Consider the following 25461-nt stretch of genomic DNA (forward strand, 5'->3'; position numbering starts at 1 on the left):
GCCATGAGCAAGATCCACGTATCAACCACTGTCAACGGCGATGCGGTCGAGTTTCTGTGCGACCCGCGTGAAACCCTGCTGGACTGTCTGCGCGACAAGCTGAACCTGACCGGCGCGAAAGAGGGTTGCGGCACCGGCGATTGCGGTGCCTGTTCGGTCACCGTCGATGGTCGGCTGGTCTGTTCCTGCCTGATGCTGGGGGCCGAGGCCGAAGGCAAGGAGATCGGCACCGTCGAAGGCATCGCCGATGGCGACGTTCTGCACCCGCTGCAGAAGAAGTTCATCGAATATGCCGCCCTGCAATGCGGCGTCTGCACGCCGGGGATTCTGGTGGCCGCGAAATCGCTGCTGGAAAAGAACCCCGACCCGACCGAGGAAGAGACGCGGTACTGGCTGGCGGGGAACCTGTGCCGGTGCACCGGCTATGACAAGATCATTCGCGCCGTGATGGATACGGCGGCCGAGATGCGGGAGGCTTCGTGATGGCGCTTGACGATCGCAAGACCGATTTCAGATTTGTGGGCACACGGCCCGATCGCCCGGACGGGCTGGACAAGGTGACGGGCCGCGCCAAGTTCGGGGCGGATGCCCAGGCGCCCGGCATGCTGCATGGCGCCATCCTGCGCTCGCCGCATGCGCATGCGCGGATCGTGAAGATCGACACGTCGAAGGCCGAGGCGCTGAAAGACGTGAAAGCGGTGGTCACGCGCGCCGATTTCTCGGACAAGCCCGAGTTCAAGCCGGGGCTTGAGGGCGAGTTCTGGAATGTGCTGGAAAACGTCATGGCGGGAGACAGGGCGCTGTATGACGGGCATGCGGTGGCGGCGGTGGCTGCGACCTCGGCGCTGGCAGCGCGCGATGCGCTGAAGCTGATCGAGGTGGAATACGAGGTGCTGCCCCACGTCACCGACGTGGACAAGGCGATGGCATCCGATGCGCCGGTGATCCGCGAGGGGGCTGCCGATTACTCGGTGCCAGAGGGGATGCACCCGAACGTCGTGCGCTATCACGAAAGCGGTCACGGCGATGTCGAGGCCGGATTTGCCGAGGCGGATCTGGTGGTCGAGGACCATTTCGAAACCGAAGCGACACACCAGGGTTATATCGAGCCGCATGCCTGTCTGGCCACATTGGGCAATGACGGCAAAGGTGAGCTGTGGTGCTGCACCCAGGGGCATTGGTACGTGCAGAAATACTGTGCCGCGCTGCTGGGTATCGAGACGTCGCAATTGCGCGTCACGGCCTCGGAAATCGGTGGCGGCTTTGGCGGCAAGACCACGGTGTTCATCGAACCGGTGGCGCTGGCGCTGAGCCGCAAGGCCAACCGTCCGGTCAAGCTGGTGATGAACCGGTCGGAGGTGTTCCGGGCCACCGGGCCGACCTCGTCGGCGTCGATGGACATCAAGATCGGGATGAAGAAGGACGGCACCATCACTGCTGCGCAAGGCATCTTCCGCCTGCAGGGCGGCGCCTTTCCGGGTGCGCCGGCCGAATTCACTGCGATGTGCGCCTTTGCGCCTTACAACCTGACCAATGTGCGGCAGGTGGGCTATGACGTGCTGGCCAACCGCCCGAAACAGGCGGCCTATCGCGCGCCGGGCGCGCCGATGGGGGCGTTTGCGGTTGAATCGGTGATCGACGAGCTGTGCAACAAGCTGGGTCTGGACCCGGTCGAGGTGCGCCTGAAGAACGCCGCGCACGAAGGCACCAAGGCCAGCTATGGCCCGCGCTACGACCGCATCGGGCTTGTCGAGACACTGGAAGCCGCCAAGGCGCATCCGCATTATTCGGCGCCGCTGAAGCCGGGGCAGGGGCGCGGCATCGCCTGCGGGTTCTGGTTCAACCACGGGGGCGAGACCAGCGTGTCGCTGGCGCTGAGCGAGGATGGATCGGCGCAGGTGATGGTGGGTACGCCGGATATTGGCGGGTCGCGCGCATCGATGGCGCTGATGGCGTCCGAGGTGCTGGGCATCCCTTACGAAAACGTTCGCGTGACGGTCGCAGACACCGCGACGCTGGGGTACAATGACATCAGTCACGGCAGCCGCGTGACCTATGCCTCGGGTCTGGCAACCATCAAGGCGGCGCGCAATGCCGTCGAGAAACTGTGTGAACGCGCGGCGGCCAAGTGGGGTATCCCGGTCGATGCGGTGAAATGGGAAAACGGCTGTGCCGTGCCGTCGGGGCCGAATGCTGGTGATTTCGATCCGCTGCCGCTGGCCGAAATAACCGCCGACATGGGCGCGACAGGCGGCCCGATCTCGGGCCATTTCGAGGCCACGCCCGAAGGTGCGGGGGTATCGTTCGGCACCCATATCGTCGATGCCGAGGTCGATCCCGAGACCGGCAAGACCTGTGTCACGCGCTATACGGTCATTCAGGATGCGGGCAAGGCGATCCATCCGACCTATGTCGAAGGTCAGTATCAGGGCGGCGCGGCGCAAGGTATCGGCTGGGCGCTGAACGAAGAGTATATCTATGGCCAGGACGGTCGCCTGCAGAACTCGATCTTCCTTGATTATCGTATCCCGGTGGCCAGCGACCTGCCGATGATCGACACGGTGATCGTCGAGGTGCCCAACCCCGGTCACCCGTTCGGTGTGCGGGGCGTGGGGGAAACCGGAATCGTGCCGCCGCTGGCTGCGATCGCGAATGCCGTATCGAACGCAGCAGGTGTTCGCATGCGCCGCCTGCCCATGTCGCCGCCGCGGATTCTGGCGGCGCTCAAGGGCGATGGTTGAGGTCAACCTCTGGTCTGGTCTCCGGTCTTTGACCGGGGGCCAGCAGGTGGTCGAGGTCGAGGCCTCGGACACCGGCGAGTTGCTGCGCGAACTGGTGCGCGCCTATCCTTCGCTGAAAGGCCCCATCGATGCGGGCGTGTCGGTGGCAATCAACGGTCGGATCATTGCCGGTGGCCTGACCGAGCCGATCCCGGACGGGGCCGAGGTTTACCTGATGCAACGGCTTCGGGGCGGTTAGCCCTGCGCCAGTTCCTATGGCAAACCGCCTTTGACCGGCAGAATGGATATCGCCTGAAGATCCGGCGTCGCCACTATCAGAGGGGCACGTCGTCATAATCGCGGGACTGGCGGAACGGCGTGTCTTTGATCGTTTCTTCCGTCGCCTTGGACATCATCGTGAAAAGGCGCGCAGCCTCGTCGGTATATTGCTCCATCGCGGTCTTGAAAAACTCCGACTGGACCTTCACCAGATCCGCCGGGGTCTTGCAGGCCAGCAGAGCCTTTTGCGTTTCAAAGTCCTGTTGCAGGCGATCCGTCACGAACCGCGTGCTTTCGGACATGATGTCCATCCAGGCTTTGGCCGCGGTCTGATTGACACCCATCAAGCCAAGAGTCATCGCGGGCGCGGTTGCGTCCAGGTCTGCATCCGTATTCTTCGATTTTGCCATGGCCTTGCTCCTGTATCAGACTGAGTATCGGGTTGTTTCGTCGCCGCCTGCGCGAAACCCGATGCTTGTCCATAGCTGGTTTGAGCTTGCCGGTCCTTGATCTGGATCGTGCGGGGTCACAAAAACTGCTGGATCACCGCCAGCCTATCCTGTCAGATCTGTCCCGCAGTTGGGCGCGCACATCTTCAATCCCGTGAGGCGGGCGTTTGTTTTCAATAAGTTAGGATGGTGCTGCCGGAGAGATTTGAACTCTCGACCTCTCCCTTACCAAGGGAGTGCTCTACCCCTGAGCTACGGCAGCGCGGTGAGCGGGTGATTAGACGCAAACGAAACGCGGCGCAAGGGTGTCTGGACGGTTTTTTTTACCTCCTGTAGAGAAAGGTCATGTCAGACGAAAATTCACCAAAAAAACACGGCAAATCCGAATCTGCGCGCGAGGACAGGCTGAAGGCGGCACTGAAGGCCAACCTGGCAAGGCGCAAGGCGCAGGCGCGCGCGCGCGCGACGACGGATGACAAGGCCGGTGAGGAAAAGGAATAAGAGCAGATGGATTCGATTCTCGTTACCGGCAATGGCCCGCTGAATGGCCAGATACCCATTGCAGGGGCCAAGAATGCGTGTCTCACGCTGATGCCGGCGACGCTGCTCAGCGATGAACCGCTGACGTTGACCAATGCGCCACGGCTGAGCGACATCAAGACGATGACGACGCTGCTGCAATCGCTGGGGGCCGAGGTGTCGCTGTTGCAGGACGGGCAGGTTCTGGCGATGTCGAGCCATGATCTGACCAGTCACACGGCGGATTACGATATCGTTCGCAAGATGCGCGCGTCGAACCTTGTGCTGGGGCCGTTGCTGGCCCGGTTTGGCCAGGCCGTTGTGTCGCTGCCCGGCGGCTGCGCCATCGGTGCGCGCCCGATGGATTTGCATGTCGAGGCGCTGGAGGCGCTGGGAGCCGAGATCGAGTTGAAGGACGGGTATCTGCACGCCAGCGCGCCGGGCGGGTTGAAGGGCGCGGTGCATGAGATGCGGTTCGCTTCGGTGGGCGCGACCGAGAACATGGTGATGGCGGCCACGCTGGCGAAGGGCACTACTGTGCTGAAGAACGCCGCGCGCGAACCCGAGATCGTCGATCTGGTGCGTTGCCTGCGCAAGATGGGCGCCCAGATCGAGGGTGAGGGCACGTCGACCATCGAAATTCAGGGTGTGGAGCGGCTGCATGGCGCCACGCATCAGGTTGTCACCGACCGGATCGAGCTGGGCACCTATATGCTGGCACCCGCAATCTGCGGCGGCGAAGTCGAGCTTCTGGGCGGACGGATCGAGCTTGTGGGCTCGTTCGTCGAAAAACTGGATGCGGCTGGGATCGCGGTGGAAGAGACCGAGAAGGGCCTCAAGGTGGCGCGCCGCAACGGCAGGGTCAACGCCGTTGACGTGGTGACGGAACCTTTCCCCGGGTTTCCGACCGATCTGCAGGCGCAGATGATGGCGCTGATGTGCACCGCCGAGGGGACCTCGGTTCTGGAGGAGCGGATTTTCGAGAATCGCTTCATGCATGCGCCTGAACTGATGCGCATGGGTGCCCAGATCGACGTGCATGGCGGCACCGCGACGGTGACCGGGGTCGAACGGTTGAAAGGCGCGCCGGTGATGGCGACCGATCTGCGGGCGTCGGTCTCGCTGATTCTGGCCGGTCTGGCCGCCGAAGGAGAAACCGTGGTCAGCCGGGTCTATCATCTGGATCGCGGATATGAGCATGTGGTGCGCAAGCTGGAAGGCGTCGGCGCGCGGATAGAACGGATCAAGGGCCAATGACGGACGCAAAATTCGAAGAGGGGCGCGAAGCCCCGCTGAACCTCGGAGCCGAGGATGTCGACGATCTGAAGGTGATCGCCACACTGACGCAGGACGCGGTGTTTCCTGTTACGGAACTGTCCTGGCGCCCGTCGGAACAACGCTTTGCCCTACTGCTGAACCGGTTCCGCTGGGAGGATCGCGAGGCCGCCGAACGGCGCGGGCGCGCGTTCGAGCGGGTTCAGTCGCTGCTGGTGTTCGATTCGGTATTGTCGGTGGCAAGCCAGGGGATCGACCGGTCGGACAAGGACATGATCCTGTCGCTGCTGTCGGTCGAGTTCGAACCGTCCGGAGACGAGGCGGGGCAGATCCTGCTGACATTGGCCGGAGACGGGGCGATACGGTTGAATGTCGAGGCGCTCGACGCCCGTCTGAAAGACGTGACCCGGCCCTATCGCGCCCCCTCGGGGCAGGCCCCGCGCCACCCCGAATAGTGCAGAACAAGCGCGGCATATCGCAGGCGATGTCCCCAACTGCATCGGGGATCGCCTTGCGGCGGGCCACGGTTTTTGATGTTTTTGATATCAGCCGCATTCTGGTGCAATCGATCACCCTGCTGTGCCGCGACGATCACCGCGACGATCCCAGGGCGCTGGCTGAATGGACCTCGGGCAAGACCGCGCAGGACATTCGAAAATGGCTGGACGGCGATGCCGAGTTCTGGCTGGCGGAGTGGAACGGACAGCCCGGCGGGGTTGGCGCGATATCGCCCGGCGGCGAGGTGCTGCTGCTTTATGTTGCGCCATCGGCGGTGGGGCAGGGACTCGGCGCCGCGTTGTTGGACCGGCTTGAGGATCGCTTGCGGGATGCGGGGCACCAAACCGGATTTCTGGTCGGCACCACCACGGCCCGTGCGTTTTACGAGGCACGGGGCTGGCGTGGGGACGGGGCGGCGCAATGTGGCCCGGCGGCCTCTTGTCAGGCGATGACCAAGCAACTTTGATCACGCGGCACTGGCACAAATCGCTGCACCCCCGCGGCTGAGGCTTGAGACCGCCGCGCCGCGGCGATATGCACCCTGCAAAACGCCCGGAGGTCCAGCCATGCCCCAATTCCTCGACACCACGTCGCCCGATTTCGATGCCGCGTTTGCGGCGCTTCTGGCCGCCAAGCGCGAAGACAGCCCGGATGTGGACGAAGTGGTTGCCGCGATCATTGCAGATGTACGGGAGCGGGGCGATGCAGCGGTGATCGAACTGACCGAGCGGTTCGACCGTATCGCACTGACCCCGGAAAGCCTGCGGTTTTCCCCGCAAGAGATTGTGCAGGCGACTGGCCAGGTTACGACGGAGGAGCGCGAGGCGCTGGAACTGGCCGCCGAGCGCATCCGGGCCTATCACGAACGGCAGATGCCGCAGGATGAGGAATGGACCGATGCGGCAGGCGCGACGCTGGGCTGGCGCTGGTCGGCAGTGTCGGCGGCGGGGCTATATGTGCCGGGCGGTCTGGCCTCCTATCCGTCATCGGTGCTGATGAATGCGATTCCGGCCAAGGTGGCGGGGGTGGAACGGCTGGCGATTGCGGTGCCGACGCCGGATGGGCAGGTAAATCCGCTGGTTCTGTTGGCGGCGCAACTGTCCGGGGTGGACGAGATTTACCGGATAGGTGGGGCGCAGGCGATTGCGGCGCTGGCCTATGGGACTGATGCGGTCAGGCCGGTTGACAAGATCACCGGCCCGGGCAATGCCTTTGTCGCCGCCGCCAAGCGCCGCGTCTTTGGCAAGGTCGGCATCGACATGATCGCGGGACCGTCCGAGATTCTGGTGATTGCCGACAAGGACAATAACCCCGACTGGATCGCGCTGGACCTGCTGAGCCAGGCCGAACATGACGAGAGCGCGCAGTCGATCCTGATCACCGATGATGCGGGTTTTGGCCAAGCGGTGGCGGAAGCGGTTGAAAAACGCCTTGAGACATTGGAGCGCCGCGCCATTGCCGGGACAAGCTGGCGGGATTTCGGAGCGGTTATCACGGTGCGCGACATGGACGAAGCTGCGGCGCTGTCCAATCGTATCGCGCCCGAGCATCTGGAACTGTGCGTGGCCGATCCGGACGCGCTGAGCCAAAAGACCATCCACGCAGGCGCCATTTTCCTGGGCCAGTACACGCCCGAAGCGATCGGCGATTATGTGGGCGGGCCGAACCATGTGCTGCCGACCGCGCGTTCGGCCCGGTTTTCCTCGGGCCTGTCGGTGATCGACTTTCTCAAGCGCAGCACCATCAGCAAGATGTCGCCCGAGGCCCTGCGCGCCATCGGCCCGGCAGCAGAGCGGCTGGCGATTTCGGAGAGCCTGGAGGCGCACGGATTGTCGGTGCGGGCGCGGCTGGATCGTCTGAACAGTTGAGACCGAAGGACAGATCCGCGCGGTATCCTGTGGCCCATGGGAACGGGGCGACACACAGTTGCCCCCAATTGCACGTTGTTGTACCCCTGCCGGAACGCAGTTTTTTCCGAGCACCGAAAGTATGAGTCACATAAGCCATATCGAACTGGACGATCGCAACCTTCCCGCGCCGACGCCGGAGATCGAGCAGGAGCGCAAGGTGGCGATTTTCGACCTGCTTGAGGAAAACAGTTTCGACCTGCCCCAACGGGATGATCGGGTCATTCCGGATGGTCCCTATCGGTTGCAACTGTCCATTCGCGACAAGCGGCTGGTCTTTGACATCGAAACCGAAGACAACCAGAAAGCCGCCGAGTTTCATCTGTCGCTTGGCCCGTTCCGGCAGGTCGTGAAAGACTATTTCCAGATCTGCGAAAGTTATTTCAACGCAGTGAAAACGATGCCGCCCAGTCAGATCGAAACCATCGACATGGCGCGGCGCGGCATCCACAACGAAGGCAGCCGTGTGTTGCAGGAACGGCTTGAGGGAAAAGCCGAGATCGACACCGACACCGCGCGCCGCCTGTTCACCCTGATCTGCGTTCTGCATTTTGGGGGCTGACGCGTGAAGCCGTTGCCGCACTCGGTGCTGTTTTGCTGCGACCACAACGCGGTGCGGTCACCAATGGCCGAAGGCATCATGAAGAAGTTCTACGGCACCGGCACCTATGTGCAGTCGGCCGGGGTCAAAAGTGATATGGATGTTGACGGGTTCTGCATCGCGGTCTGCCAGGAAATCGACGTCGAACTGTCGCGCCACCGTACGCGCACCTTTGACGAGATGCAGGAATGGGGCGACGATCTGGGGTCTTTTGACCTGGTCATCGCGCTGTCGCCTGCGAGTCAGCGGCGGGCGCTGGAACTCACCCGATATTATCACCTCGATGTCGATTATTGGCCAATAATGGACCCTACTGGGCTCGGCGAGACGCGGGAAGAGAAGTTACATCATTATCGTCAAACCCGCGATCAAATCATCCAGCACCTCAAGGAGCGCTGGGGAGAGCCTACGGAGATTACATGAACGACACCGTCAAACGCTATTTCGATGCCTTCAATGCCGGGGACGTCGACGGAATGCTTGCCTGCCTGTCCGATGACGTGGCCCATCACGTGAACGAAGGGCAGATCCGCGAGGGCAAGGAAAAGTTCGCCGCGTTCTGCGCCCATATGAACCGCTGCTATAAAGAAAACCTGACCGACATGGTGATTTTCGAGGCCGATGGTGGCACCCGTGCGGCGGCGGAATTCATCGTCAATGGCACCTATCTGGAGACCGATGACGGGTTGCCCGAGGCGCATGGCCAGAGCTATCGCTTGCCCGCCGGGTCGTTCTTTGACCTGCGCGACGGCAAGATCACCCGCGTCACCACTTTCTACAATCTGGCCGATTGGATGAAACAGGTCTCGAATGGGTAAGGTCACGGATGTCCGGGCGCTGACCGGCGCAGCGCTGGAAGCGGCGCTGGACGATGTGGCGCGGTTGCGCATCGCGGTATTCCGGGCTTGGCCCTATCTCTACGACGGCGATCTGGCCTATGAGCGCGACTATCTGAAGGTCTATGTCGAAAGCGAGGGCGCCATCGTGGTTGGCGCCTTTGACGGAGGCAAGCTGGTCGGCGCTTCGACCGGCATGCCGTTGGCCGATCACGCCGATGATTTCGGCGCAGCCTTTGCCGATACCGGGCTGGACATGGGGCAGATCTTTTATTGCGCCGAATCCGTGTTGATCCCGGATTACCGGGGGCAGGGGATCGGCCACAGGTTCTTTGACTTGCGCGAAGCCCACGCCCGCGAATTGGGTTATGCCAAATGCGCCTTTTGCAGCGTGCAGCGCCCTGCCGATCACCCGATGCGGCCGGAAAGCTATCGCCCGCTTGACGCATTCTGGCGCGCGCGGGGGTACGAGCCATTGCCGGGGGCCGTTGCCCAATTCCCGTGGAAGGATCTGGGCGACGAGGAAGAAACGTCAAAGCCGTTGCAATTCTGGATCCGGGATCTCTGATCCCGGCTGCGCGCCTTTGGGCGCTTGTGGCGCACCATTCAACAACCGGTGCCGGATTTGACATTCAGTGACCGCTTGCCGGGCCAGAAAATCGTAGGGTCACTTTTGGGCCGTCCAAGCCAGAAAATGCCGAAAGCCTGTCGCAGTCAGATTTGGCAGCGATAGTGGAGACAGATCAAAGCTGTGTTCAGGGGGAAAACCTGTCGTCAAATTCGCTCATACAAATATGCAAAAATGTGTTACCTTTGAGGTTTCCAAAGGGGGGAAAGTCATGAAAAGATATGTGATTGAGCGCGATTTGCCGGGGGTTGGCGGCATGTCCGGCGACGAATTGGGCGGAGCGTCCGCCAAGTCGAACGAGGCGCTGGACCAGATACCGGGGGTGCAGTGGCAGCACTCGTATGTCGCGGGAGACAAGACATTCTGTATTTATCTGGCCGAAAATGAGGACGCGATTCACAAGCACGCGGAACTCAGCGGTTTCCCGGCCAGCAAGATCACCGAGGTCGTGACCATCATCGACCCGACAACCGCCCGCTAATCGGGTCTGTACATGGCGCGGCGTCCCCGCATAAGGTCGCACGACCTTCGCAGCCGGGGACGCCGATATGAAACTAGCAACCGCCGCCTATCCGCTCGATTGGCTTGATAGCTGGGCCCAGTACGAGGACAAGCTGAATCGTTGGGTGGCCGAGGCTGCCGGAAACGGGGCCAATCTGTTGGTGTTTCCCGAGTATGGCGCGATGGAGCTTTCGACTTTGGACGGGCCGGAGGTTGCCGGAGATCTGGAGAAATCGATCCATGCAGTTTCGGATCGGATGGAGGACGCGGCTGTCCTGCACCAGAATCTCGCGCGGGAGTACGGGGTCCATATTCTTGGGACTTCGGCCCCGGTGAATGCGGGATTTGACAGGCCCGTCAACCGGGCCGAGTTCTACACCCCGACGGGTGGGCGAGACCATCAGGACAAGCAGATCATGACCCGGTTCGAACGCGAACACTGGAATGTTGTTGCGGGCGGGCCGCTCAAGCTGTTCGATACCGCGCTGGGCAAGATCGGTGTTCTGATCTGTTATGACAGCGAATTCCCGCTTTTGGGGCGGGCACTGGCCGAGGCCGATCTGATCCTGGTGCCATCCTGCACCGAGGCGCTGTCGGGCTATTGGCGTGTCCGTATCGGCGCGATGGCCCGGGCACTGGAAAATCAATGCGTTACGGTCATGGCTTCTCTGGTCGGCTGCAACGACTGGTCCGAGGCGGTGGATATGAACACCGGGACGGGCGGCATCTTTGGTCCGCCGGATATTGGGTTCCCCGAAACGGGTGTTCTGGCCGAGGGCGGGCTGAACCAGCCCGGCTGGACCTATGCCGAGGTGGACCTTGGGGCGATTGCCCATGTGCGTGCAGATGGTCGGGTGCTGAACCGGGCCCACTGGGCCGAGCAGGAACCCCGCGTCTTATCCGTCACAAACTGTGGCATCTAGGCAATTCGGCCCTTGAATTAAGGGGAAAATGCGCTCATTTAAGCGCACGTCCCGTAGATTCTGCGGGTGCAACGTATTTAAGGAGAGAACATGGCCAAGGAAGATACGCTCGAATTTCCCGGTGTCGTGAAGGAACTCCTGCCGAATGCGACGTTTCGGGTCGAGCTGGAAAACGGCCATGAGATCATCGCACATACGGCAGGCAAGATGCGCAAGAACCGCATCCGCGTTCTGGCCGGCGACAAGGTGCAGGTCGAGATGACCCCTTACGATCTGACCAAGGGTCGGATCAACTATCGTTTCAAGTAACGCCAGCCTTATGGCGTTCATCCTGGGATCGGGCAGTCCGCGGCGGCTGGACCTGCTGGCTCAGCTTGGCGTGCGGCCCGACAAGATATCCCCTCCAGACATTGACGAAACGCCCCATAAAGGCGAGTTGCCGCGGCCTTATTGCGCCCGGATCGCCCGGGAAAAGGTGCAGGCGGTGCAGGCCGGGGACAGCGACGTTGTCTTGTGCGCCGACACCACCGTAGCGCTGGGGCGCCGCATTCTGGGCAAGCCGTTGGATGCGGCCGAGGCCGCCAAGTTTCTTTATGCCCTGTCGGGCCGTCGCCACCAAGTGATCACCGCCGTCGCCGTGCGGCGCGGCGATGACCTTTGGGCGCGGGAGGTGGTCAGCCAGGTCAAGGTCAAGCGGCTGTCGGATGTGGAAATCAATTCCTATCTCGCCAGCGGCGACTGGGAGGGTAAGGCCGGTGCCTATGCCATTCAGGGACCTGCGGGTGCCTTCATCCCGTGGATAAGCGGGTCGTTCACCGGTATCGTCGGCCTGCCGTTGGCGGAGACGTCGGGTTTGTTGCAGGCGGCAGGTTTGCCGCTGTATCAGGAGGTGTCATGAAAGGCCGCACAATCATTCTGGACCACATAGACGACCGCGAGGCGGCGGCGCTGATGGTGGATGGCAGGCTGGATGATTTCCTGATCGAAGGCGACGCGCCTGCGCCCGGAACTATCTATCGCGCCCGCGCGGACCGGCCCGTGAAAGGGCAGGGCGGCATGTTTTTGTCGACCCCAGACGGCCCGGCCTTTTTGCGGCAGGTCAAAGGCCTGGCGCCCGGTGCGCAACTGCTGGTGCAGGTCACCGGCTATGCCGAGCCGGGCAAGGCGATCCCGGTCACGTCCCGGCTGCTGTTCAAGAGCCGCTATGCCATCGTCACGCCGGATGCGCCGGGTTTCAACATCTCGCGCAACATCCGCGACGAGGACCTGCGCGACAGGTTGCTGGAAATTGCCCATGAACACATGGGCGACAGCGCGTACGGGCTGATCCTGCGGTCGTGCTGCGACGGAGCCGAAGCGGAAGCAATCGCCGAGGATATCGCCGCCATGGCGGAATTGGCGGACAAGGTATTGAGCGACCAGGGGGATGCGCCTGAGATCCTTGCCGAAGGCGACGGCCCGCATACCCTTGCCTGGCGCGATTGGACCGAAACGGCCGAGGTGGTGACGCAACCTGGCGGGTTCGAGGTTCATGGCGTGCTGGATGCGCTGGATACGGCCCGAGCGATTGCCGAGCCGCTTGCAGGTGGCGGGCAACTGTTTATCCAGCCAACCCGCGCGTTGGTCGCCGTGGATGTGAATACCGGGTCTGATACGTCCCTGGCGGCAGGTCAGAAGGCCAATTTCGCATGCGCCAAGATCCTGCCACGCGCGCTGCGGGTGCGCGGCCTGGGCGGACAGATCACGCTGGACCTCGCCCCCATGCCGAAGAAGGACCGGCGCGGGTTCGAGGCCGCCTTGCGCGCGGCCTTCAGGCAAGACAGCGAGGAAACGATTCTGGCTGGATGGACCCCGCTGGGCCATTTCGAGTTGCAGCGCAAACGCGGGAGAATTCCCTTGGCGGAGGTGCTGAAATGAGCTGTCCGATCTGTGGTGACAAGACGACGACAACCTACCGCCCTTTCTGCTCGAAACGCTGTGCGGATCTGGATCTGGCCAAGTGGCTGAACGGCTCATACAGCTTGCCGTCCGAACGTGAGGACGACGTGGAAGAGGCGGTCGAACCTCGCACTTCAGCGTCCGAACGCCCGCATTGAAAAAATGTCAAAAAGCCTCTGGACACCGCCTGTGGCAAGTCATAGAAGGCCTCCACCCAACGGCAAACACCGTTCCCGTGCCCGGGTAGCTCAGGGGTAGAGCAGTGGATTGAAAATCCTCGTGTCGGTGGTTCGATTCCGCCCCCGGGCACCATTCAACTATCTGACATGATGGTAGTTTCTTCTCATGGCTGATCCTCGCTTCGGTCGGGTTTGACACTTTTCTGCGAAGGTTTGACTCTTTCGGCCCGCCTTCGCTTTTCTTCTTCCAGTGTGGCCATGGTCTCGCGGTTCTTGTCGGCAAGCCGGAAATCTGAAGTTTCCATGAAGCTTGAAAACTTACGACACTTAAAAATTCAGCGTCACGTCAGGGTCACCGGACGGACACGTCAATATGAATTGAGGACATATTGAGGAGGCATGTCCGTAACCGTTCCTTTCCGGACACCCCTTACCACATCTGCTGGCGCATCAGATTGTGATGCTCTTCAGCGTGAAACCGTAAGTTCAAGCCACCTCGCGAGAACTTCCCCTCCACGAACGGTTTGCGCGCCGCTATCCGTTCGATCGCAGCCTCAACATCGTCGGACAGGAAATCGGAAACCTTCCTTTCGGGGGCATCCGCTACGACGATGTCTTAAAGAAAATCTGTCATGATCCCCATGTCCCTCCAGGCATCATAACTCATCGTCTCATCGCGGCGCTCTTGAAATACGTGGTAACCGTCCGGGTTCGCAGCATGCAATTCAAGTCAGCCGTACCGCATCGCATGAATGTCGAAGAGAAACAGATGAAGTCCCTCCCAGCCCATCGCGACCTCTAGAACGCCGTGCAACTCGCGCAGGATCATCGAGGCCGGCACCAGCACCCGCTGCCAGATCATCGCGCTGATACTGAGAAGGCGAATTTTCAATTGGTAGACTCTTGGGCCGGCTGACACGAGAAATCACTGCCAGCATCAAACCCGAAATTCAACTGCCCCACACTTTGCGGTACTCTCCTAACCGCTCACTCATGAAGACACAGCCCAAATTGCCGCGCCTGAAGGGTTTTCATTTTCCGCGCGAGATCATTGCCTATGCAGTCTGGGTCTACCATCACTTTGCGCTTAGCGCCGCTGAAGTTGAAGATCTGCTCGCGGAACGTGCAAACAAGTTGGCAATGCTCCTTTTCCGGTTTCAAGAAAAATATTCTGGAAACGGAATAATACCCCACCGCAATAATAAAATGCACCACATCACGACAATGTTACTATCCTTATAATTGTTACTTCCTCAAATTGTTTAAAAACGAATCACTACCGCTAAAGGTGTTAAAGATAAACCGCTAATGCATGTTTTTGCTGAGGCAAAAACTGTACGCATAACAAAAGAAGGTTGGAAAAGGTTTATGGGGAATCCAATATCTGCGGCAATCAGAGAGGATAAAAACATAAGTGCAATTGTCGCATTTAGTCTTTTTGTGAATATCCTAGTTCTAACTGGCCCGATCTATATGTTGCAGGTTTACGACCGAGTGTTGGCAAGCGGATCAAATGTGACCCTTGTCGCTGTCTCGGTTTTGGCGTTGGCCTTGTATACTTTTATGGGTTTGCTCGACTATTTTCGGGGGAGACTACTGCAACGAACGTCTATATCGATGCAGTATTCCCTATCGGAAAAAGTCTTTTTCGCTTCGTTGGAACAAGCCAAGGATATCAAAAAACAGGCCAAAAGCTCCAGTGCTCAATCCGAACTAGAGGTTGTGCAAAAATTCTTATCCAGCTCGGTCCCTTTAGCGATAATAGATCTACCTTGGACTTTCATGTTCATAGGAATATTATTTGTTTTTCACTGGATTTTCGGTGTTCTGGCTGTGGCTTCAATGCTCATTTTGGCGACAATAGCGTTTATCAGTCAAAGAACGCAAAAAAAGGAACAAGATCGACAAGTTGCTTTCGGGGCAGAGAGCGAAGAATTCCAAAAAGCCTTATGGTTTCAAACAGAAACCATTCAGGGACTTGGTATGCGGAAAGATATTGTCTCAAGATGGCAGAATTGGTTGGGACAGCGGTTAAATGCCGAAATGAAAGTCGGAGATATTTCCGGGATCGGAAGCGTGTCATCCAAGACTTTGAGAATGGTATTCCAATCTGCCGCATTGGGCATTGGCGCCGCATTGGTTTTGCAGGACCTTGCGACACCAGGTGTCATGATCGCTGCCTCCATCATTCTGGGACGAGCTTTGGCGCCCGTCGATCAAATTGTGGGCCAATGGCCACTCATAACGCGAGCACGAAGAGGGTATTTGGCTATCGGGGGGATGTTTTCGGATAAAACTGTCTCGTCGCCCAATAGAGTCGCACTTCCGGAACCCACCGGACATATCAATGCCAGTCGAATTGTTTACGGTCGACGCGGCAATTCCTCGAAGCCGTTGTTGGGAGGCGTGGATTTTGAAGTCCAACCGGGAGAGGCTCTTGGGGTTTTAGGACCGAGCGCAAGTGGCAAATCAACACTTGCACGAATGTTAACTGGAAGCATAATTCCGTCTTCCGGGTCGGTCTGTTTGGATGGAGCCTCATATGATCAATGGGACCAGAACGAACTAGGGCGACATCTTGGGTACCTACCTCAAGACGTTACATTATTTCGCGGAACCATCGCCGAGAATATCGCAAGATTTTCCACCAACGCGGAAGATGACGAAATAATTAAAGCTGCCCAACTCGCGAATGCTCATGAGCTAATTCTAGATCTGCCAGATGGATACAATACTTTCGTTGGACATGGCGGGTCCGGTCTTTCCGGTGGGGAAAAACAAAGAATAGGCCTTGCAAGAGCACTTTTTGGTTCACCTAAGTTGGTCATTTTAGATGAACCCAATGCCCATTTGGACAGCAAGGGAGAGGAGGCACTCATCAGGGTGCTCAGGACCCTAAAGGGAAAAGGCTGTTCTATAGTAATTACCGCCCACAGACCACGGGTAATATCAGAATGCAACAAATTGATTATGCTAAAAGAAGGAGTGCAAGTGTCCTATGGGCCTCGAGACGAGGTTCTTCGGGAGATCATGGCGGAACCAGTTGACATAACAAGCAAGAAGGCAGCTGGCCAATGAAAAATGAAACTCCAAAGAGCGAGGCCGACGGCAAAACTGAACTAAATCCGGAAACAATGCTGTTTAAAAAAAATAAATTCCACAAAAATGGGGGAATAATAACTTTAGTTGCTTTGATAGCCATTGTCGGTAGTTGGATGGCATTCGCAACAATAGAAAGCGCTGTAATTGCTCAAGGAGAGTTACGTGGATCGAAGAACAGGTTCCAGGTTCAGCATGAAATCGGTGGAGTCGTTGCGAAAATCCATGTTCGAAACGGTGAATACGTCAAGAGAGGAGACACACTGATCCAGTTGGATGACACGAACTTACAGGCCGATCTGAATATTGTAAGAAGTGAACGATTCGAACTGGAAGGTCAGCGGGCTCGCTTGGTTGCATTAAGAGAAGGGCGCACAGGGATATTTTTTCCGGAGTTTTTTCAAAACACGGGGGGGTTCAAATCGAAAGCGGAAAAAATCATTTCGGAAAACCGGAGATACCATGAAATTTCTCTAATTTTCCAAAAAGTGACCGAGGAAAAATATGAAAATAAGAAGGAAAATGCCAGAAACGCAATCTCTGCAAAAATACGCCAGAAAATTGCATTAACAGCGCGTCTTGACCTTATACGAGAAGATCTGGAGGCCCAAGAGAAACTGGTCCTAAAGGGAATTGCATCCAAAAGGGACCTTTCGGCCAGACGCCAGGCGGTTCATGAAATTCTTGGACAACTAGCGGCGCTGGACACTGAAATAGTTGAATTGAAGGGGGCCGTCGCTGAGTTTGGAATTGAGCTCCAAGAAATCAGGTCAAGAATAAAGGAAAACGCCTCTAGTGAGTTGCAGGGTGTTACTGCCCGTATTAACGAACTCGTCGTGCGTGAGCAAGAACTAAAGTCTGAACTGGAGGCAACATTCATAAGATCTCCAGTGGATGGTATTGTGCACAATATGGCAATTCTGAATATTGGGGCGGTTGCCCAGCCAGCTCAGGTATTGTTGTCGATCGTGCCTCGTGAAGTACATTTGATAGCGGACGTTCAGTTAAAACTGACGGATGTAGATCGAGTTTCAGAGGGACAAGAAGTTTCGCTGTTGTTTACTGCGCTGAATACGCGGACGACTCCGGAAATTATGGGAAAAGTTCAACAAGTATCCGCTGATAAAATTGTCAGTGAGGATGGTTTAACAGGGTATTATTCTGCTGAAATAAAGTTCTCAGAACAGCAAAAAAGTCGTTTGGGAGAAAACCAGTACAAACTTACTTCGGGTATGCCGGTTGAAGCTCATATTAATACCGGTGGGCGCAGCCCCGCCAGTTATTTCCTAAAGCCAATCAACGATCAGATCAGGAGGGCTTTGAAAGAGGAATAAGAACAGAAACCCAGAATTGAGCAAAGATCCGAAAATAGCCCAACCTTCGTCAACTCTTGAGAACTAAAACGGGAATAGAAACATGGAAGACTCGGCAGTACAAGACGCCATCCAAGATGCACTGTTAAATGAACAAATTTCGGACGAGCTGCGGAATTTGATCAATAATAGCCCGGAGTTGTCCGCAATGGCGGAAGCAGTTGTACGGGTTATTATCGAAAATTTAAGAGCCAGTGAGTTTACGACCAGGGAAGATTTGACGGATCGAATTTTTCAAGAGTTCTCAAATTACGACAATCTCGCAGAGGTCACGGTAATATACGAAACGCTGCGTGAGAACGAGGAGTTTCAGGACTATTTGTCCGATATTTCGCAAATAATTGACAGTAACAATATTCCTGTGACGGGTGAAACGGAGGAGGAACGTATCGAACGAGAAGCCCGTTTGGGAAATGAAATTTTTAACAATATTCGATCCGGTACTTTCAATTCCTTTTTTCTTTCCGCCGGTGCTATTGATCAGGTGATACAAAACAGAATTGCCAAAGGTTATACCGAACTGGAGGCTGGCGTTAATCCGCTATACCGAACAATTTCCCTAAAAGGTATTTACGAACCCGGGGAAAGAGTTGGCGCACCTGGCGTTAATCTGTCTCTTGCGGGTACGTTTCTTTCGTCCACAGCAAGCGTAACCTCTTTGGGATTCAGCGGTAGCGCGCTTCAGGATGCAATCGAGGACAACGATTTTGTAGCCATTGTTTCTGCCTCTCTCGGCATAGCGTCGTCGTCCTTGAGCACAATTGTCAACGTCACCAGGTTTTCGCTGGCCGTCGGGCAGTTGTTTACGGGAGGCACAACCAATTTGGCCCTGGGTGGCATCAGCGGTCTTCTCGGGGGATCTAGTTTCGTTTCCAACGGCGCTAAAGTTGCCGCAGGTTTCGGCCAAGCGGCTGCGACTGGCGTTCAGGCTGTCGGTGCAACTCTTGCAGTCGTAGGTGCAGCGCTCAGCGTTGCTTCATTCGCTGTATCCGGAGTGTTGGCTTTCCGAGATTTCGGTGATTTGTCTGCAGAAGAGCAAATTAACACGGCGGTCAACTTTGCCGTGGATGCCGTGCAGTTGGTTTTGGGCATTGTTGCCTCTATTGCCTTTGCAGTTGGCGGTCCGGTTGGGACCATTGTCGGAGCGGCAATCACTATCATCAATCTTATAATTGATATTGCTCAACTATTGGCGGATGTGATTGATGGGGCGATCCCGAGGGATCAGTATGGTACATTTGGCGATGATTTCCTGCAAGGCCGGGATGGCGCTGATCGGATCTATGGTGGCTATGGAGACGATACGATTCTTGGCGGAGGCGGCTTTGACGAGCTTTTCGGCCAAGGCGGGAATGACGTAATCAACCCTGGCACCAATAGAACATTGGCCGATGGCGGCGAAGGAAACGACACGATCAACTTCCAGATTGACGCCACAACCAAAGATGGGCTTACGTTTACGGAAACTCTTGGTTTCATCATCGTTAATGACCGTAACTTTGGCCTTTTCGTTGATATAGGTCATACGTATAATTTGAATGGAAGCTTAAGAAACGCGGCGTTTTTCATTGATAACACCAGCGACGTGAGCCTCGAGAATGGGGTGAAATTGCTTTCAGGGCCTATTAGTTCTGATCTTATTGACTACGATACGAATGGCGATGGCTTCTTTGCATCTTTTATGTACTATGAATATTCGCTCAGCCAACCAAGAGCCTACCGCGATAGTGATCATCCCGATACTAGTTATTTTTTAGGGGGTCTGTATTTCAATCTATCAAAAAAGGAATCCGCGCTAGTGGCGGTTGAATTGTCTTCGATTGAGAACGTAGTGGGCACAGATCTTGGCGACATCATACGAGGTGGTTTTGGCAATAATTTTATCTCGGGCGAAGGCGGTAATGATATCCTGTTTGGCGGATACGGTAACGACTATCTGGTAGGTGGAGCCGGCAGGGATGTTTATTTTGGAGGTGTTGGATTTGACACTGTTTCCACGGCCGGTGAGAACAATCTGAGAATAGGCGGCCTTGCGCCGGAAGCCATTGAAAGGCTAACGGTTAGACTTGAAGACGGTAATGGACAACCCGGTATCATTTCCTATGAGGCGCGGAACGCCGCAGGCACATTTGTTTCATTGGGGAATGAACAGCTCTACAGCATCGAAGGTTATTCCGGTAACGCGATAGATGAGATCATTGTCGGAAGCAGCGAGGCAAACCGGCTCAGCGGGAATGGCGGCAACGACACTATCTATGGCGGCGATGGCGACGATCTGCTTGCCGGCGGAACGGGAATCAACGTTCTATACGGCGGCGAAGGAAGTGACACCGTATCGTTTCAACAAGACCCGACCACAAATACTAGGGAAAATCACGGGTTCGACATCAATCTGGAGACCGGTGTTGCAACACAGCGCAGCGGTGAAGTGTCAAGATCGACACTGGTAGATATTGAAAATGCCACCGGTGCGGAAGGCGATGACATCATTACCGGTGATGGAGAGGCGAATATTCTGTCAGGTTTGGGCGGAAACGATACGCTCAATGGCCAGGACGGAAATGATATTCTTGTCGGTGGTCGTGGATTTGATCGCCTGGATGGCGGCGAAGGAACCGACACACTTTCGTATGCGACTGACTTTGATCAGAGTGAAGGGATCGTAAACGGGTTGGTGGGTATCGATGTCGATTTGAGAGAAGATGATGATGGTTCTTTCGGCAAGGTTTACGCGAACCTGAACGGGGCAAGAGTGAACGGAAGCACGGCGTTCACACAACAACTCAATTCGATCTACCATCAATTGGCAATAGATATTGCAGATGGTCTTGGGGTCAGTTCCGAAGTTGTTGATTGGTTTCCAACGGATCCGCAAGGTGGATACGCTGGTCGGCTGCAGCAGGCCCGCCAACTTTTCTTTTTTGACGAGCATGGCAGTCTTTCCAATGCATCCCACAGAGGTCTGGGATTCACATTTGGCGACAGATCCCCTGATACGGCCGGGGGCACCGGCAAGATTTATTACATTATCGCCGATGTAGAAACTGTGCGGGCTTTGCGGAATTTTGGGCCCAATGAGCTCATTTCTCTGCCGGGAGGCCGATCTCCAACTCGGCTCTCGTCCTTCAATATAATCGTCGTCGATGACCGAAACGAAGTGGATCTTGCTTCGGTACGGTCCCTGCGGGAGGATCAGGAGGCAGTTGATGCCCTCAGAAATGGAGGCGCAATTGACGAGTTCAGAAACATCGAAGACGTATTTGGCACAAACGTCGGTGACAGAATAATTGGCGATGCCAATACAAATGTCCTGGTTGGTATGCGGGGGGCGGACGAAATCCGCGGCGGCGACGGTGACGACGTGCTGTCCGGCGGGTTTGGTCGGGATACTCTTGATGGAGGACAGGGCGTTGATACAGTCACATACTCGCTGGATTCCGACGAAAGGGCAGGGCATGCAGACGATGGCTTTATTATCCGTCTGGACGAGGGGTACACCCGAACCCGCGTAGATAACTTGGTTGCTGATGAACTCACCTCTATTGAAAATGCAATCGGTTCTGATCGTAACGACGAAATAGTAGGTACGGAGGGTGCGAACAGCCTGCTCGGTGGCGCAGGCAATGATACCCTTCGCGGGGGTGCGGGAAATGACACTTTGGATGGCGGCCTTGGACGTGATCTGATTATCGGAGGCGACGGGGCGGATGTGCTTTCCGGTCTTGAAGGCAGAGGCACGGTATATGACACAGGCGAGGCCGACGTTCTGAGGGGCGGCAAAGGCGACGACGTTCTGTTCGGGTTCGGCAGCGATACTCTGGAAGGAGGAGAGGGGAACGATGCCTTCATTCTGTACTACGAGCGGGGTTCGCATATAGTAATTGAAGATTACAGCGCGGGCGAAACTATCCACTTGAACGAGTTGCTAACCAGGGATCGAGTTTCTGTGACCGGGGCGGATACAAGTACCGTCGTTATAACGGTATTGAGGGATATTTCCGACCCATTTACCGTCACACTGCACCGAAGTAATACCGATGAACCTTTCTCTAACGAATGGATATCGGCGGAATTCCGTTCCATTGTATATCCGAATGTTCTTAACGTAGACTTTTTCACCGCACCCGAGGGGTTCGGAAGTGTCACTGTCGACACAACGGCCGGACATGACCGCTTAAGAGGATCATCAGGGGCCGATGCGTTGTCAGGTGGGTCCGGAGAAGACACGATATATGGCGGCGATGGCAATGACACCATAAGTGGAGGGACCGGTTATGATGTCATCTACGGTGAAGGGGGAAGCGATACTATCAGCTATGCCCTGGACCCGGATGAAAAAGATGGCTACGGGGGGCGCGGTGTGTTCGTCAATATGGAGTTTATTAGGGCGTATCGGCTTTCCAACGCGGTTCTTGACCTGGATGAGACATCAACCGCACCAGTTATAAGCCAGATTGGTTCCTTGCTGATCGATGAATATCTGGACATTTTCTATGGAATTGAGAACGCCATAGGCACCGATTTGGCAGATTACCTGCAAGGCGATTCAGGTCGGAACGTCCTGGCTGGGGGGGGCGGAAACGACACCCTGTCTGGCGGGCAAGGCAACGACCATTTGCTTGGTGGTGAAGGCTCTGACATATTTTTCGGTGGGAACGGGCATGATACGCTTGAAGCAGGAAGCGGCAATGGAAATGACACCCTGATCGGCGGTGCCAATGACGATTTCCTGATTGTGTCTGGCGGATCAGGAACAAAAACCCTCATTGGCGGAGCCGGTGCGGATACGTTCCAGATCGATGTTGATGCCGCTAATACAATCAACTTTGACTTTGACGCATCCGAAGATACCGTCAGGCTGATTTCGACGGAAACAATCGATCTTCCTTTTCTTCCGGATGCCGAGAATGGAATAATCCAATTGAAAAAGGAGGGTGGCTTCACGTTAAACATAGTGGAGCCCAGGGTTTCCGGAGATCCGACTTCCTTTATATCTGGAATAAACGCCGTCAATAGCTTTGTCAGTCAGTTTGAGGTGGAACTGCGAGGATCTGATGATGCCAATCACCTCCAGAACAACTTCGGTCGCGGATTTATTTACGGTGGTCGTGGGAATGACACACTCATTGGCGGTACCTTTGAGGATGTGATTCATGGCGGTGCTGATGACGACAGGATAACTGGTAGAGCCGGCGATGACATTCTGGTCGGAGAATCTGGAAATGATACCCTGAACGGCGGCGATGACTCTGATCTCTTCTCTGGTGGAGAAGGACGCGATGTCTTTAATGGAGGAAGCGGGTTCGATGTCGTGGACTACACGATTTCCGACTACGATCGTAGCCACGGCATTCATATCAACCAAACGGATGGTACTGTTCACCAAGGTGGTTTCAACTTTAGCACTCTCTTTGGTGCGATTATTTCAAGTGACCAAAACGCAGATAAGGATTTCTTCACGGATATCGAAGCCTTCACGGCGACCAACAATGACGATGTGTTTTTCACAAATCTGCGCGAAGTCATTACCGTGGACGGTCTCGGTGGCCGAGACACCTTGAGCTTGGTTGCTGTCCAGGAGACGGACGAGCATCTCATTACCGTCGATCTGGTGAGAGGAGTCGTGACATTGTTCGACGAAACGGGAACGGCCATCGTCGGTGCCGGTGCCGGCGCGCAAAACTTTGAAGTCGTCTATGGGTCTTCGATCACCGAAGTGATTACCGACTCTCTTGCCGACAACTACTATGACGGACGAGGAGGTGATGACGCGTTCTTAATCATCGGCGGATCCGATTACGTCGATGGAAGTACAGGTACGGATAAAGTGTCTTTCTCACAATTGCAGCACCGAGTGCACGTCGACACGGCGGCAAACACATACTTCTATACTGAAAATAGTGGAGAGCGTACTACTTCAACTCTGCGAAATATAGAAAAAGTTGAAGGAACATTGTTCAACGATACGCTTTTGGGCAATGATACGGACGAAGAGTTTGAAGGCGGCGGCGGCAGCGACTTTTACGATACTCGTGGAGGACGCGATTTGATTGTGTTCCGTGATGACTTTGGAAACGATTTTGTCGATAATTTCCAAGACGGATTGGACAGATTGCAGTTTGAATCTGGTTCGAATATTTCCGTCACTCAGTCCGGTCTGGATACAGTCATTTCTGTTCAGAACCATGGAACGGTCACCCTTTACGATTTTGACTCGTCCAATTGGGATGAAAGCGACTACATCCTGGCGGCGTAAATAAAAAACTTGTGGCGATGTGATTTCACGTCGCCACAAGAAATGTAAACACAAATGAGGGTGAAAAATTGGCAGATTTTACATCGCTAGAGAGCAAAGATCTAGGGGGCGACGGGGCAAACGGGTTACCAAAAGAACTCCTGGATTTTTTGAATGATCCGGAAAAGCACATTTCCACCGCCTTGGAGATGGCATTAAAGTTTATGAAGGAAGGTAATTACGATGTAGCGTTGCAGATTTATACAAAACTTACAGGAATTGGGTATGTAGACATTCATGTTTTGAATAATATGGGCGTGTGTAATCGATATCTTGGACGGCTGGCCGCAGCAGTAGGATGTTATCGTCGCGCCAAGAAAGATTTTGGGAATACTGATTCCGATCTTTTAATGAACTATGCACTGCTGCTCACGGATTTGGGTGAGTACGAGATGGCTATTAAAAACGCTCAAAAATCGGTGGATTTTGATTCAAGTTTGCTGAATATGATTCGGCTGGCTCGAATCAAGAGAGATTGCGGTGATGGTTCTTCTGCATTAAATATGATTGAAGAATTGTCTATTAAGTATCCAGATAGCAAAGAATGTAAGTTAGAACTTGCCTTGGCAAAAATACATGATTCCAAGGCGTTGAATAACTGGAGATTGGCGGCTGATATCTTTTCCAACAGTGACAATGCCCTACCATCATCGCTTGCTAGTGTCCCTCGCTGGCGAGGCGAAGATGTAGAGGGTTGCCGCATTCTGGTTTTGTCGGAGAAGGATTCTATAAATACAATTCTACTTTCTCGCTTCCTGCAGCCATTAAAAGAACAGGGTGCAATAACGACCTTTTCTTGTAGTAAACAATTGATGGAAGTTTTTCCGTCGGGGCTTGCTGATACTGTAGTGAGTTCTGAGATATATGATGGGGCCGAAAAAAATGAACGATGGTCCGACCAAAATTCGCGGTCACTATCGTCTCTTTGTTCGGAAGATTTCGACTACTTCTGTTCTCTTCTTGACTTACCTGGAAATATTATGAAAGCGGAGGACGACATCCCGGCACCTGTTAGGTGGAGTCCGGGAAAGCCTTCCCGGAATGAAGTGAAGATCGACGATTCTGATGGGCAACTCAAGGTTGGTATTGCATGGGCTGGCGATTCTCCTACGGTCGGTAAGCGTGATCGGATAGGACCTATTTCTGAGTTCATAAAACTGGCTGTGACTGAAGAGGATATCAACTTTTTCAGCCTTCAACCGGGAACAGAGGGAAAACGGCTGGAAGCTACTGGCGCCGATCTGTTGATATCGGACTTGGGTGCATCAATTTCAGACCTGCCTGCATTGTTGTTAGCTATTGAATCAATGGATGTGATAGTGACAGTTGATAACAGTCTGGCACATTTGGCCGGATCAATTGGGAAGCCTGTGATCAATCTATTGAATGCAAAACCGCATTGGTTTTTCGACAATAACGATTCTATGTCTAGATGGTATCC

At 55.6% G+C, this 25461-nt stretch carries 24 protein-coding genes, 2 tRNA genes and 1 pseudogene; 24 read left to right on the forward strand and 3 right to left on the reverse strand.

Features of this window, described 5'->3' with window-relative positions; all coding sequences use genetic code 11:
* The first annotated feature begins 3 nt into the window (after window positions 1-3).
* The 3 genes from AC2FNB_RS07005 to AC2FNB_RS07015 are packed head-to-tail and all read left to right on the forward strand — an operon-like array spanning window position 4 to window position 2979.
* A complete protein-coding gene (locus AC2FNB_RS07005) occupies window positions 4-483 on the forward strand; it encodes a (2Fe-2S)-binding protein (RefSeq protein ID WP_480751554.1) in 480 nt (159 codons plus the stop codon).
* Window positions 483-2741, forward strand: coding sequence for a xanthine dehydrogenase family protein molybdopterin-binding subunit (locus AC2FNB_RS07010; protein ID WP_496745328.1), 2259 nt, complete (start codon window positions 483-485; stop codon window positions 2739-2741). The genes AC2FNB_RS07005 and AC2FNB_RS07010 overlap by 1 nt, the downstream gene beginning before the upstream one ends.
* A complete protein-coding gene (locus AC2FNB_RS07015) occupies window positions 2734-2979 on the forward strand; it encodes a MoaD/ThiS family protein (RefSeq protein WP_480751558.1) in 246 nt (81 codons plus the stop codon). The genes AC2FNB_RS07010 and AC2FNB_RS07015 overlap by 8 nt, the downstream gene beginning before the upstream one ends.
* A 76-nt stretch (window positions 2980-3055) precedes the next feature.
* Here AC2FNB_RS07015 and AC2FNB_RS07020 read toward each other — a convergent pair whose 3' ends face one another.
* Both AC2FNB_RS07020 and AC2FNB_RS07025 read right to left on the reverse strand, forming a co-directional pair.
* The gene (locus AC2FNB_RS07020; RefSeq protein ID WP_480751559.1) at window positions 3056-3409 is read right to left on the reverse strand and encodes a phasin family protein; all 354 of its coding nucleotides are present in this window, start codon (window positions 3407-3409) and stop codon (window positions 3056-3058) included.
* A 226-nt stretch (window positions 3410-3635) separates the two neighbouring features.
* A tRNA-Thr gene (locus AC2FNB_RS07025) sits at window positions 3636-3710 on the reverse strand.
* 83 nt (window positions 3711-3793) lie between these two features.
* Here AC2FNB_RS07025 and AC2FNB_RS07030 point away from each other — a divergent pair.
* The 16 genes from AC2FNB_RS07030 (at window position 3794) to AC2FNB_RS07105 (ending at window position 13386) form a co-directional block, all read left to right on the forward strand.
* The gene (locus AC2FNB_RS07030; protein WP_480751561.1) at window positions 3794-3949 is read left to right on the forward strand and encodes a hypothetical protein; all 156 of its coding nucleotides are present in this window, start codon (window positions 3794-3796) and stop codon (window positions 3947-3949) included.
* A gap of 6 nt (window positions 3950-3955) precedes the next feature.
* Window positions 3956-5224 carry a UDP-N-acetylglucosamine 1-carboxyvinyltransferase gene (gene murA, locus AC2FNB_RS07035; RefSeq protein ID WP_480751562.1) on the forward strand — a complete coding sequence of 423 codons (1269 nt, stop codon included), beginning with the start codon at window positions 3956-3958 and terminating at the stop codon, window positions 5222-5224.
* Window positions 5221-5697: a DUF2948 family protein gene (locus AC2FNB_RS07040; RefSeq protein WP_496745331.1), complete on the forward strand. Its 477-nt coding sequence runs from the start codon at window positions 5221-5223 to the stop codon at window positions 5695-5697. Before murA ends, AC2FNB_RS07040 begins: the two co-directional genes overlap by 4 nt.
* 29 nt (window positions 5698-5726) lie before the next feature.
* Complete coding sequence (locus AC2FNB_RS07045) at window positions 5727-6206, forward strand: GNAT family N-acetyltransferase (RefSeq protein WP_496745333.1); 480 nt, start codon at window positions 5727-5729, stop codon at window positions 6204-6206.
* A gap of 100 nt (window positions 6207-6306) precedes the next feature.
* A complete protein-coding gene (gene hisD, locus AC2FNB_RS07050) occupies window positions 6307-7608 on the forward strand; it encodes a histidinol dehydrogenase (protein ID WP_496745335.1) in 1302 nt (433 codons plus the stop codon).
* Window positions 7609-7729: 121 nt separating this feature from the next.
* Window positions 7730-8209, forward strand: a complete 480-nt coding sequence (locus AC2FNB_RS07055) for a UPF0262 family protein (RefSeq protein ID WP_480751568.1) — start codon at window positions 7730-7732, stop codon at window positions 8207-8209.
* A gap of 3 nt (window positions 8210-8212) precedes the next feature.
* The gene (locus AC2FNB_RS07060) at window positions 8213-8671 is read left to right on the forward strand and encodes an arsenate-mycothiol transferase ArsC (RefSeq protein WP_496745337.1); all 459 of its coding nucleotides are present in this window, start codon (window positions 8213-8215) and stop codon (window positions 8669-8671) included.
* Window positions 8668-9066, forward strand: a complete 399-nt coding sequence (locus tag AC2FNB_RS07065; protein ID WP_480751571.1) for a ketosteroid isomerase-related protein — start codon at window positions 8668-8670, stop codon at window positions 9064-9066. The genes AC2FNB_RS07060 and AC2FNB_RS07065 overlap by 4 nt, the downstream gene beginning before the upstream one ends.
* On the forward strand, window positions 9059-9652 hold the full coding sequence (locus AC2FNB_RS07070) for a GNAT family N-acetyltransferase (RefSeq protein ID WP_496745339.1): 594 nt from the start codon (window positions 9059-9061) through the stop codon (window positions 9650-9652). The genes AC2FNB_RS07065 and AC2FNB_RS07070 overlap by 8 nt, the downstream gene beginning before the upstream one ends.
* A gap of 271 nt (window positions 9653-9923) precedes the next feature.
* Complete coding sequence (locus tag AC2FNB_RS07075; RefSeq protein WP_480751573.1) at window positions 9924-10193, forward strand: DUF4242 domain-containing protein; 270 nt, start codon at window positions 9924-9926, stop codon at window positions 10191-10193.
* A 67-nt stretch (window positions 10194-10260) separates the two neighbouring features.
* Window positions 10261-11136 (forward strand): carbon-nitrogen hydrolase family protein, encoded by an 876-nt coding sequence (locus AC2FNB_RS07080; protein WP_496745340.1) that lies wholly within the window; start codon window positions 10261-10263, stop codon window positions 11134-11136.
* Between the two features lie 90 nt (window positions 11137-11226).
* The gene (infA, locus tag AC2FNB_RS07085; protein ID WP_005978431.1) at window positions 11227-11445 is read left to right on the forward strand and encodes a translation initiation factor IF-1; all 219 of its coding nucleotides are present in this window, start codon (window positions 11227-11229) and stop codon (window positions 11443-11445) included.
* 10 nt (window positions 11446-11455) lie between these two features.
* Window positions 11456-12034 (forward strand): Maf family protein, encoded by a 579-nt coding sequence (locus AC2FNB_RS07090; protein WP_480751576.1) that lies wholly within the window; start codon window positions 11456-11458, stop codon window positions 12032-12034.
* Window positions 12031-13053, forward strand: a complete 1023-nt coding sequence (locus AC2FNB_RS07095) for a ribonuclease E/G (protein WP_496745342.1) — start codon at window positions 12031-12033, stop codon at window positions 13051-13053. Before AC2FNB_RS07090 ends, AC2FNB_RS07095 begins: the two co-directional genes overlap by 4 nt.
* Entirely contained in the window at window positions 13050-13232 is a 183-nt protein-coding gene (locus AC2FNB_RS07100) for a DNA gyrase inhibitor YacG (protein ID WP_496745344.1), read from the forward strand. The genes AC2FNB_RS07095 and AC2FNB_RS07100 overlap by 4 nt, the downstream gene beginning before the upstream one ends.
* 79 nt (window positions 13233-13311) lie before the next feature.
* Window positions 13312-13386, forward strand: a tRNA-Phe gene (locus tag AC2FNB_RS07105).
* 597 nt (window positions 13387-13983) lie between these two features.
* On the opposite strand, the gene AC2FNB_RS07110 is transcribed toward AC2FNB_RS07105, so the two are convergent.
* The gene (locus tag AC2FNB_RS07110) at window positions 13984-14145 is read right to left on the reverse strand and encodes an IS1096 element passenger TnpR family protein (RefSeq protein WP_496745346.1); all 162 of its coding nucleotides are present in this window, start codon (window positions 14143-14145) and stop codon (window positions 13984-13986) included.
* 101 nt (window positions 14146-14246) lie between these two features.
* On the opposite strand from AC2FNB_RS07110, the pseudogene AC2FNB_RS07115 reads away from it, so the two are divergent.
* The 5 genes and pseudogenes from AC2FNB_RS07115 to AC2FNB_RS07135 all read left to right on the forward strand — a co-directional run.
* A pseudogene (locus AC2FNB_RS07115) lies at window positions 14247-14378 on the forward strand (IS6 family transposase); the annotation flags it as partial.
* 183 nt (window positions 14379-14561) lie between these two features.
* Window positions 14562-16331: a type I secretion system permease/ATPase gene (locus AC2FNB_RS07120; RefSeq protein WP_496745348.1), complete on the forward strand. Its 1770-nt coding sequence runs from the start codon at window positions 14562-14564 to the stop codon at window positions 16329-16331.
* The gene (locus AC2FNB_RS07125; protein WP_496745350.1) at window positions 16328-17686 is read left to right on the forward strand and encodes an HlyD family type I secretion periplasmic adaptor subunit; all 1359 of its coding nucleotides are present in this window, start codon (window positions 16328-16330) and stop codon (window positions 17684-17686) included. Before AC2FNB_RS07120 ends, AC2FNB_RS07125 begins: the two co-directional genes overlap by 4 nt.
* Before the next feature lie 82 nt (window positions 17687-17768).
* Window positions 17769-23981, forward strand: coding sequence for a hypothetical protein (locus AC2FNB_RS07130; RefSeq protein ID WP_496745351.1), 6213 nt, complete (start codon window positions 17769-17771; stop codon window positions 23979-23981).
* Window positions 23982-24049: 68 nt separating this feature from the next.
* Window positions 24050-25461 (forward strand): hypothetical protein (locus AC2FNB_RS07135; protein ID WP_496745353.1); only part of this gene is annotated, 1412 nt, incomplete at its 3' end.

This window comes from Ruegeria sp. BHSB058 (assembly GCF_059613285.1).

What these genes read in the sequence shown, in the direction of transcription:
- murA (WP_480751562.1), top strand. Translation starts at nt 3,956, where the DNA reads ATGGATTCGATTCTCGTTACCGGCAATGGCCCGCTGAATGGCCAGATA.
- hisD (WP_496745335.1), top strand. Translation starts at nt 6,307, where the DNA reads ATGCCCCAATTCCTCGACACCACGTCGCCCGATTTCGATGCCGCGTTT.
- infA (WP_005978431.1), top strand. Translation starts at nt 11,227, where the DNA reads ATGGCCAAGGAAGATACGCTCGAATTTCCCGGTGTCGTGAAGGAACTC.
- AC2FNB_RS07070 (WP_496745339.1), top strand. Translation starts at nt 9,059, where the DNA reads ATGGGTAAGGTCACGGATGTCCGGGCGCTGACCGGCGCAGCGCTGGAA.
- AC2FNB_RS07125 (WP_496745350.1), top strand. Translation starts at nt 16,328, where the DNA reads ATGAAAAATGAAACTCCAAAGAGCGAGGCCGACGGCAAAACTGAACTA.
- AC2FNB_RS07120 (WP_496745348.1), top strand. Translation starts at nt 14,562, where the DNA reads ATGCATGTTTTTGCTGAGGCAAAAACTGTACGCATAACAAAAGAAGGT.
- AC2FNB_RS07055 (WP_480751568.1), top strand. Translation starts at nt 7,730, where the DNA reads ATGAGTCACATAAGCCATATCGAACTGGACGATCGCAACCTTCCCGCG.
- AC2FNB_RS07010 (WP_496745328.1), top strand. Translation starts at nt 483, where the DNA reads ATGGCGCTTGACGATCGCAAGACCGATTTCAGATTTGTGGGCACACGG.
- AC2FNB_RS07075 (WP_480751573.1), top strand. Translation starts at nt 9,924, where the DNA reads ATGAAAAGATATGTGATTGAGCGCGATTTGCCGGGGGTTGGCGGCATG.
- AC2FNB_RS07040 (WP_496745331.1), top strand. Translation starts at nt 5,221, where the DNA reads ATGACGGACGCAAAATTCGAAGAGGGGCGCGAAGCCCCGCTGAACCTC.
- AC2FNB_RS07095 (WP_496745342.1), top strand. Translation starts at nt 12,031, where the DNA reads ATGAAAGGCCGCACAATCATTCTGGACCACATAGACGACCGCGAGGCG.
- AC2FNB_RS07130 (WP_496745351.1), top strand. Translation starts at nt 17,769, where the DNA reads ATGGAAGACTCGGCAGTACAAGACGCCATCCAAGATGCACTGTTAAAT.
- AC2FNB_RS07100 (WP_496745344.1), top strand. Translation starts at nt 13,050, where the DNA reads ATGAGCTGTCCGATCTGTGGTGACAAGACGACGACAACCTACCGCCCT.
- AC2FNB_RS07045 (WP_496745333.1), top strand. Translation starts at nt 5,727, where the DNA reads ATGTCCCCAACTGCATCGGGGATCGCCTTGCGGCGGGCCACGGTTTTT.
- AC2FNB_RS07065 (WP_480751571.1), top strand. Translation starts at nt 8,668, where the DNA reads ATGAACGACACCGTCAAACGCTATTTCGATGCCTTCAATGCCGGGGAC.
- AC2FNB_RS07030 (WP_480751561.1), top strand. Translation starts at nt 3,794, where the DNA reads ATGTCAGACGAAAATTCACCAAAAAAACACGGCAAATCCGAATCTGCG.
- AC2FNB_RS07005 (WP_480751554.1), top strand. Translation starts at nt 4, where the DNA reads ATGAGCAAGATCCACGTATCAACCACTGTCAACGGCGATGCGGTCGAG.
- AC2FNB_RS07020 (WP_480751559.1), bottom strand. Translation starts at nt 3,409, where the DNA reads ATGGCAAAATCGAAGAATACGGATGCAGACCTGGACGCAACCGCGCCC.
- AC2FNB_RS07090 (WP_480751576.1), top strand. Translation starts at nt 11,456, where the DNA reads ATGGCGTTCATCCTGGGATCGGGCAGTCCGCGGCGGCTGGACCTGCTG.
- AC2FNB_RS07080 (WP_496745340.1), top strand. Translation starts at nt 10,261, where the DNA reads ATGAAACTAGCAACCGCCGCCTATCCGCTCGATTGGCTTGATAGCTGG.
- AC2FNB_RS07015 (WP_480751558.1), top strand. Translation starts at nt 2,734, where the DNA reads ATGGTTGAGGTCAACCTCTGGTCTGGTCTCCGGTCTTTGACCGGGGGC.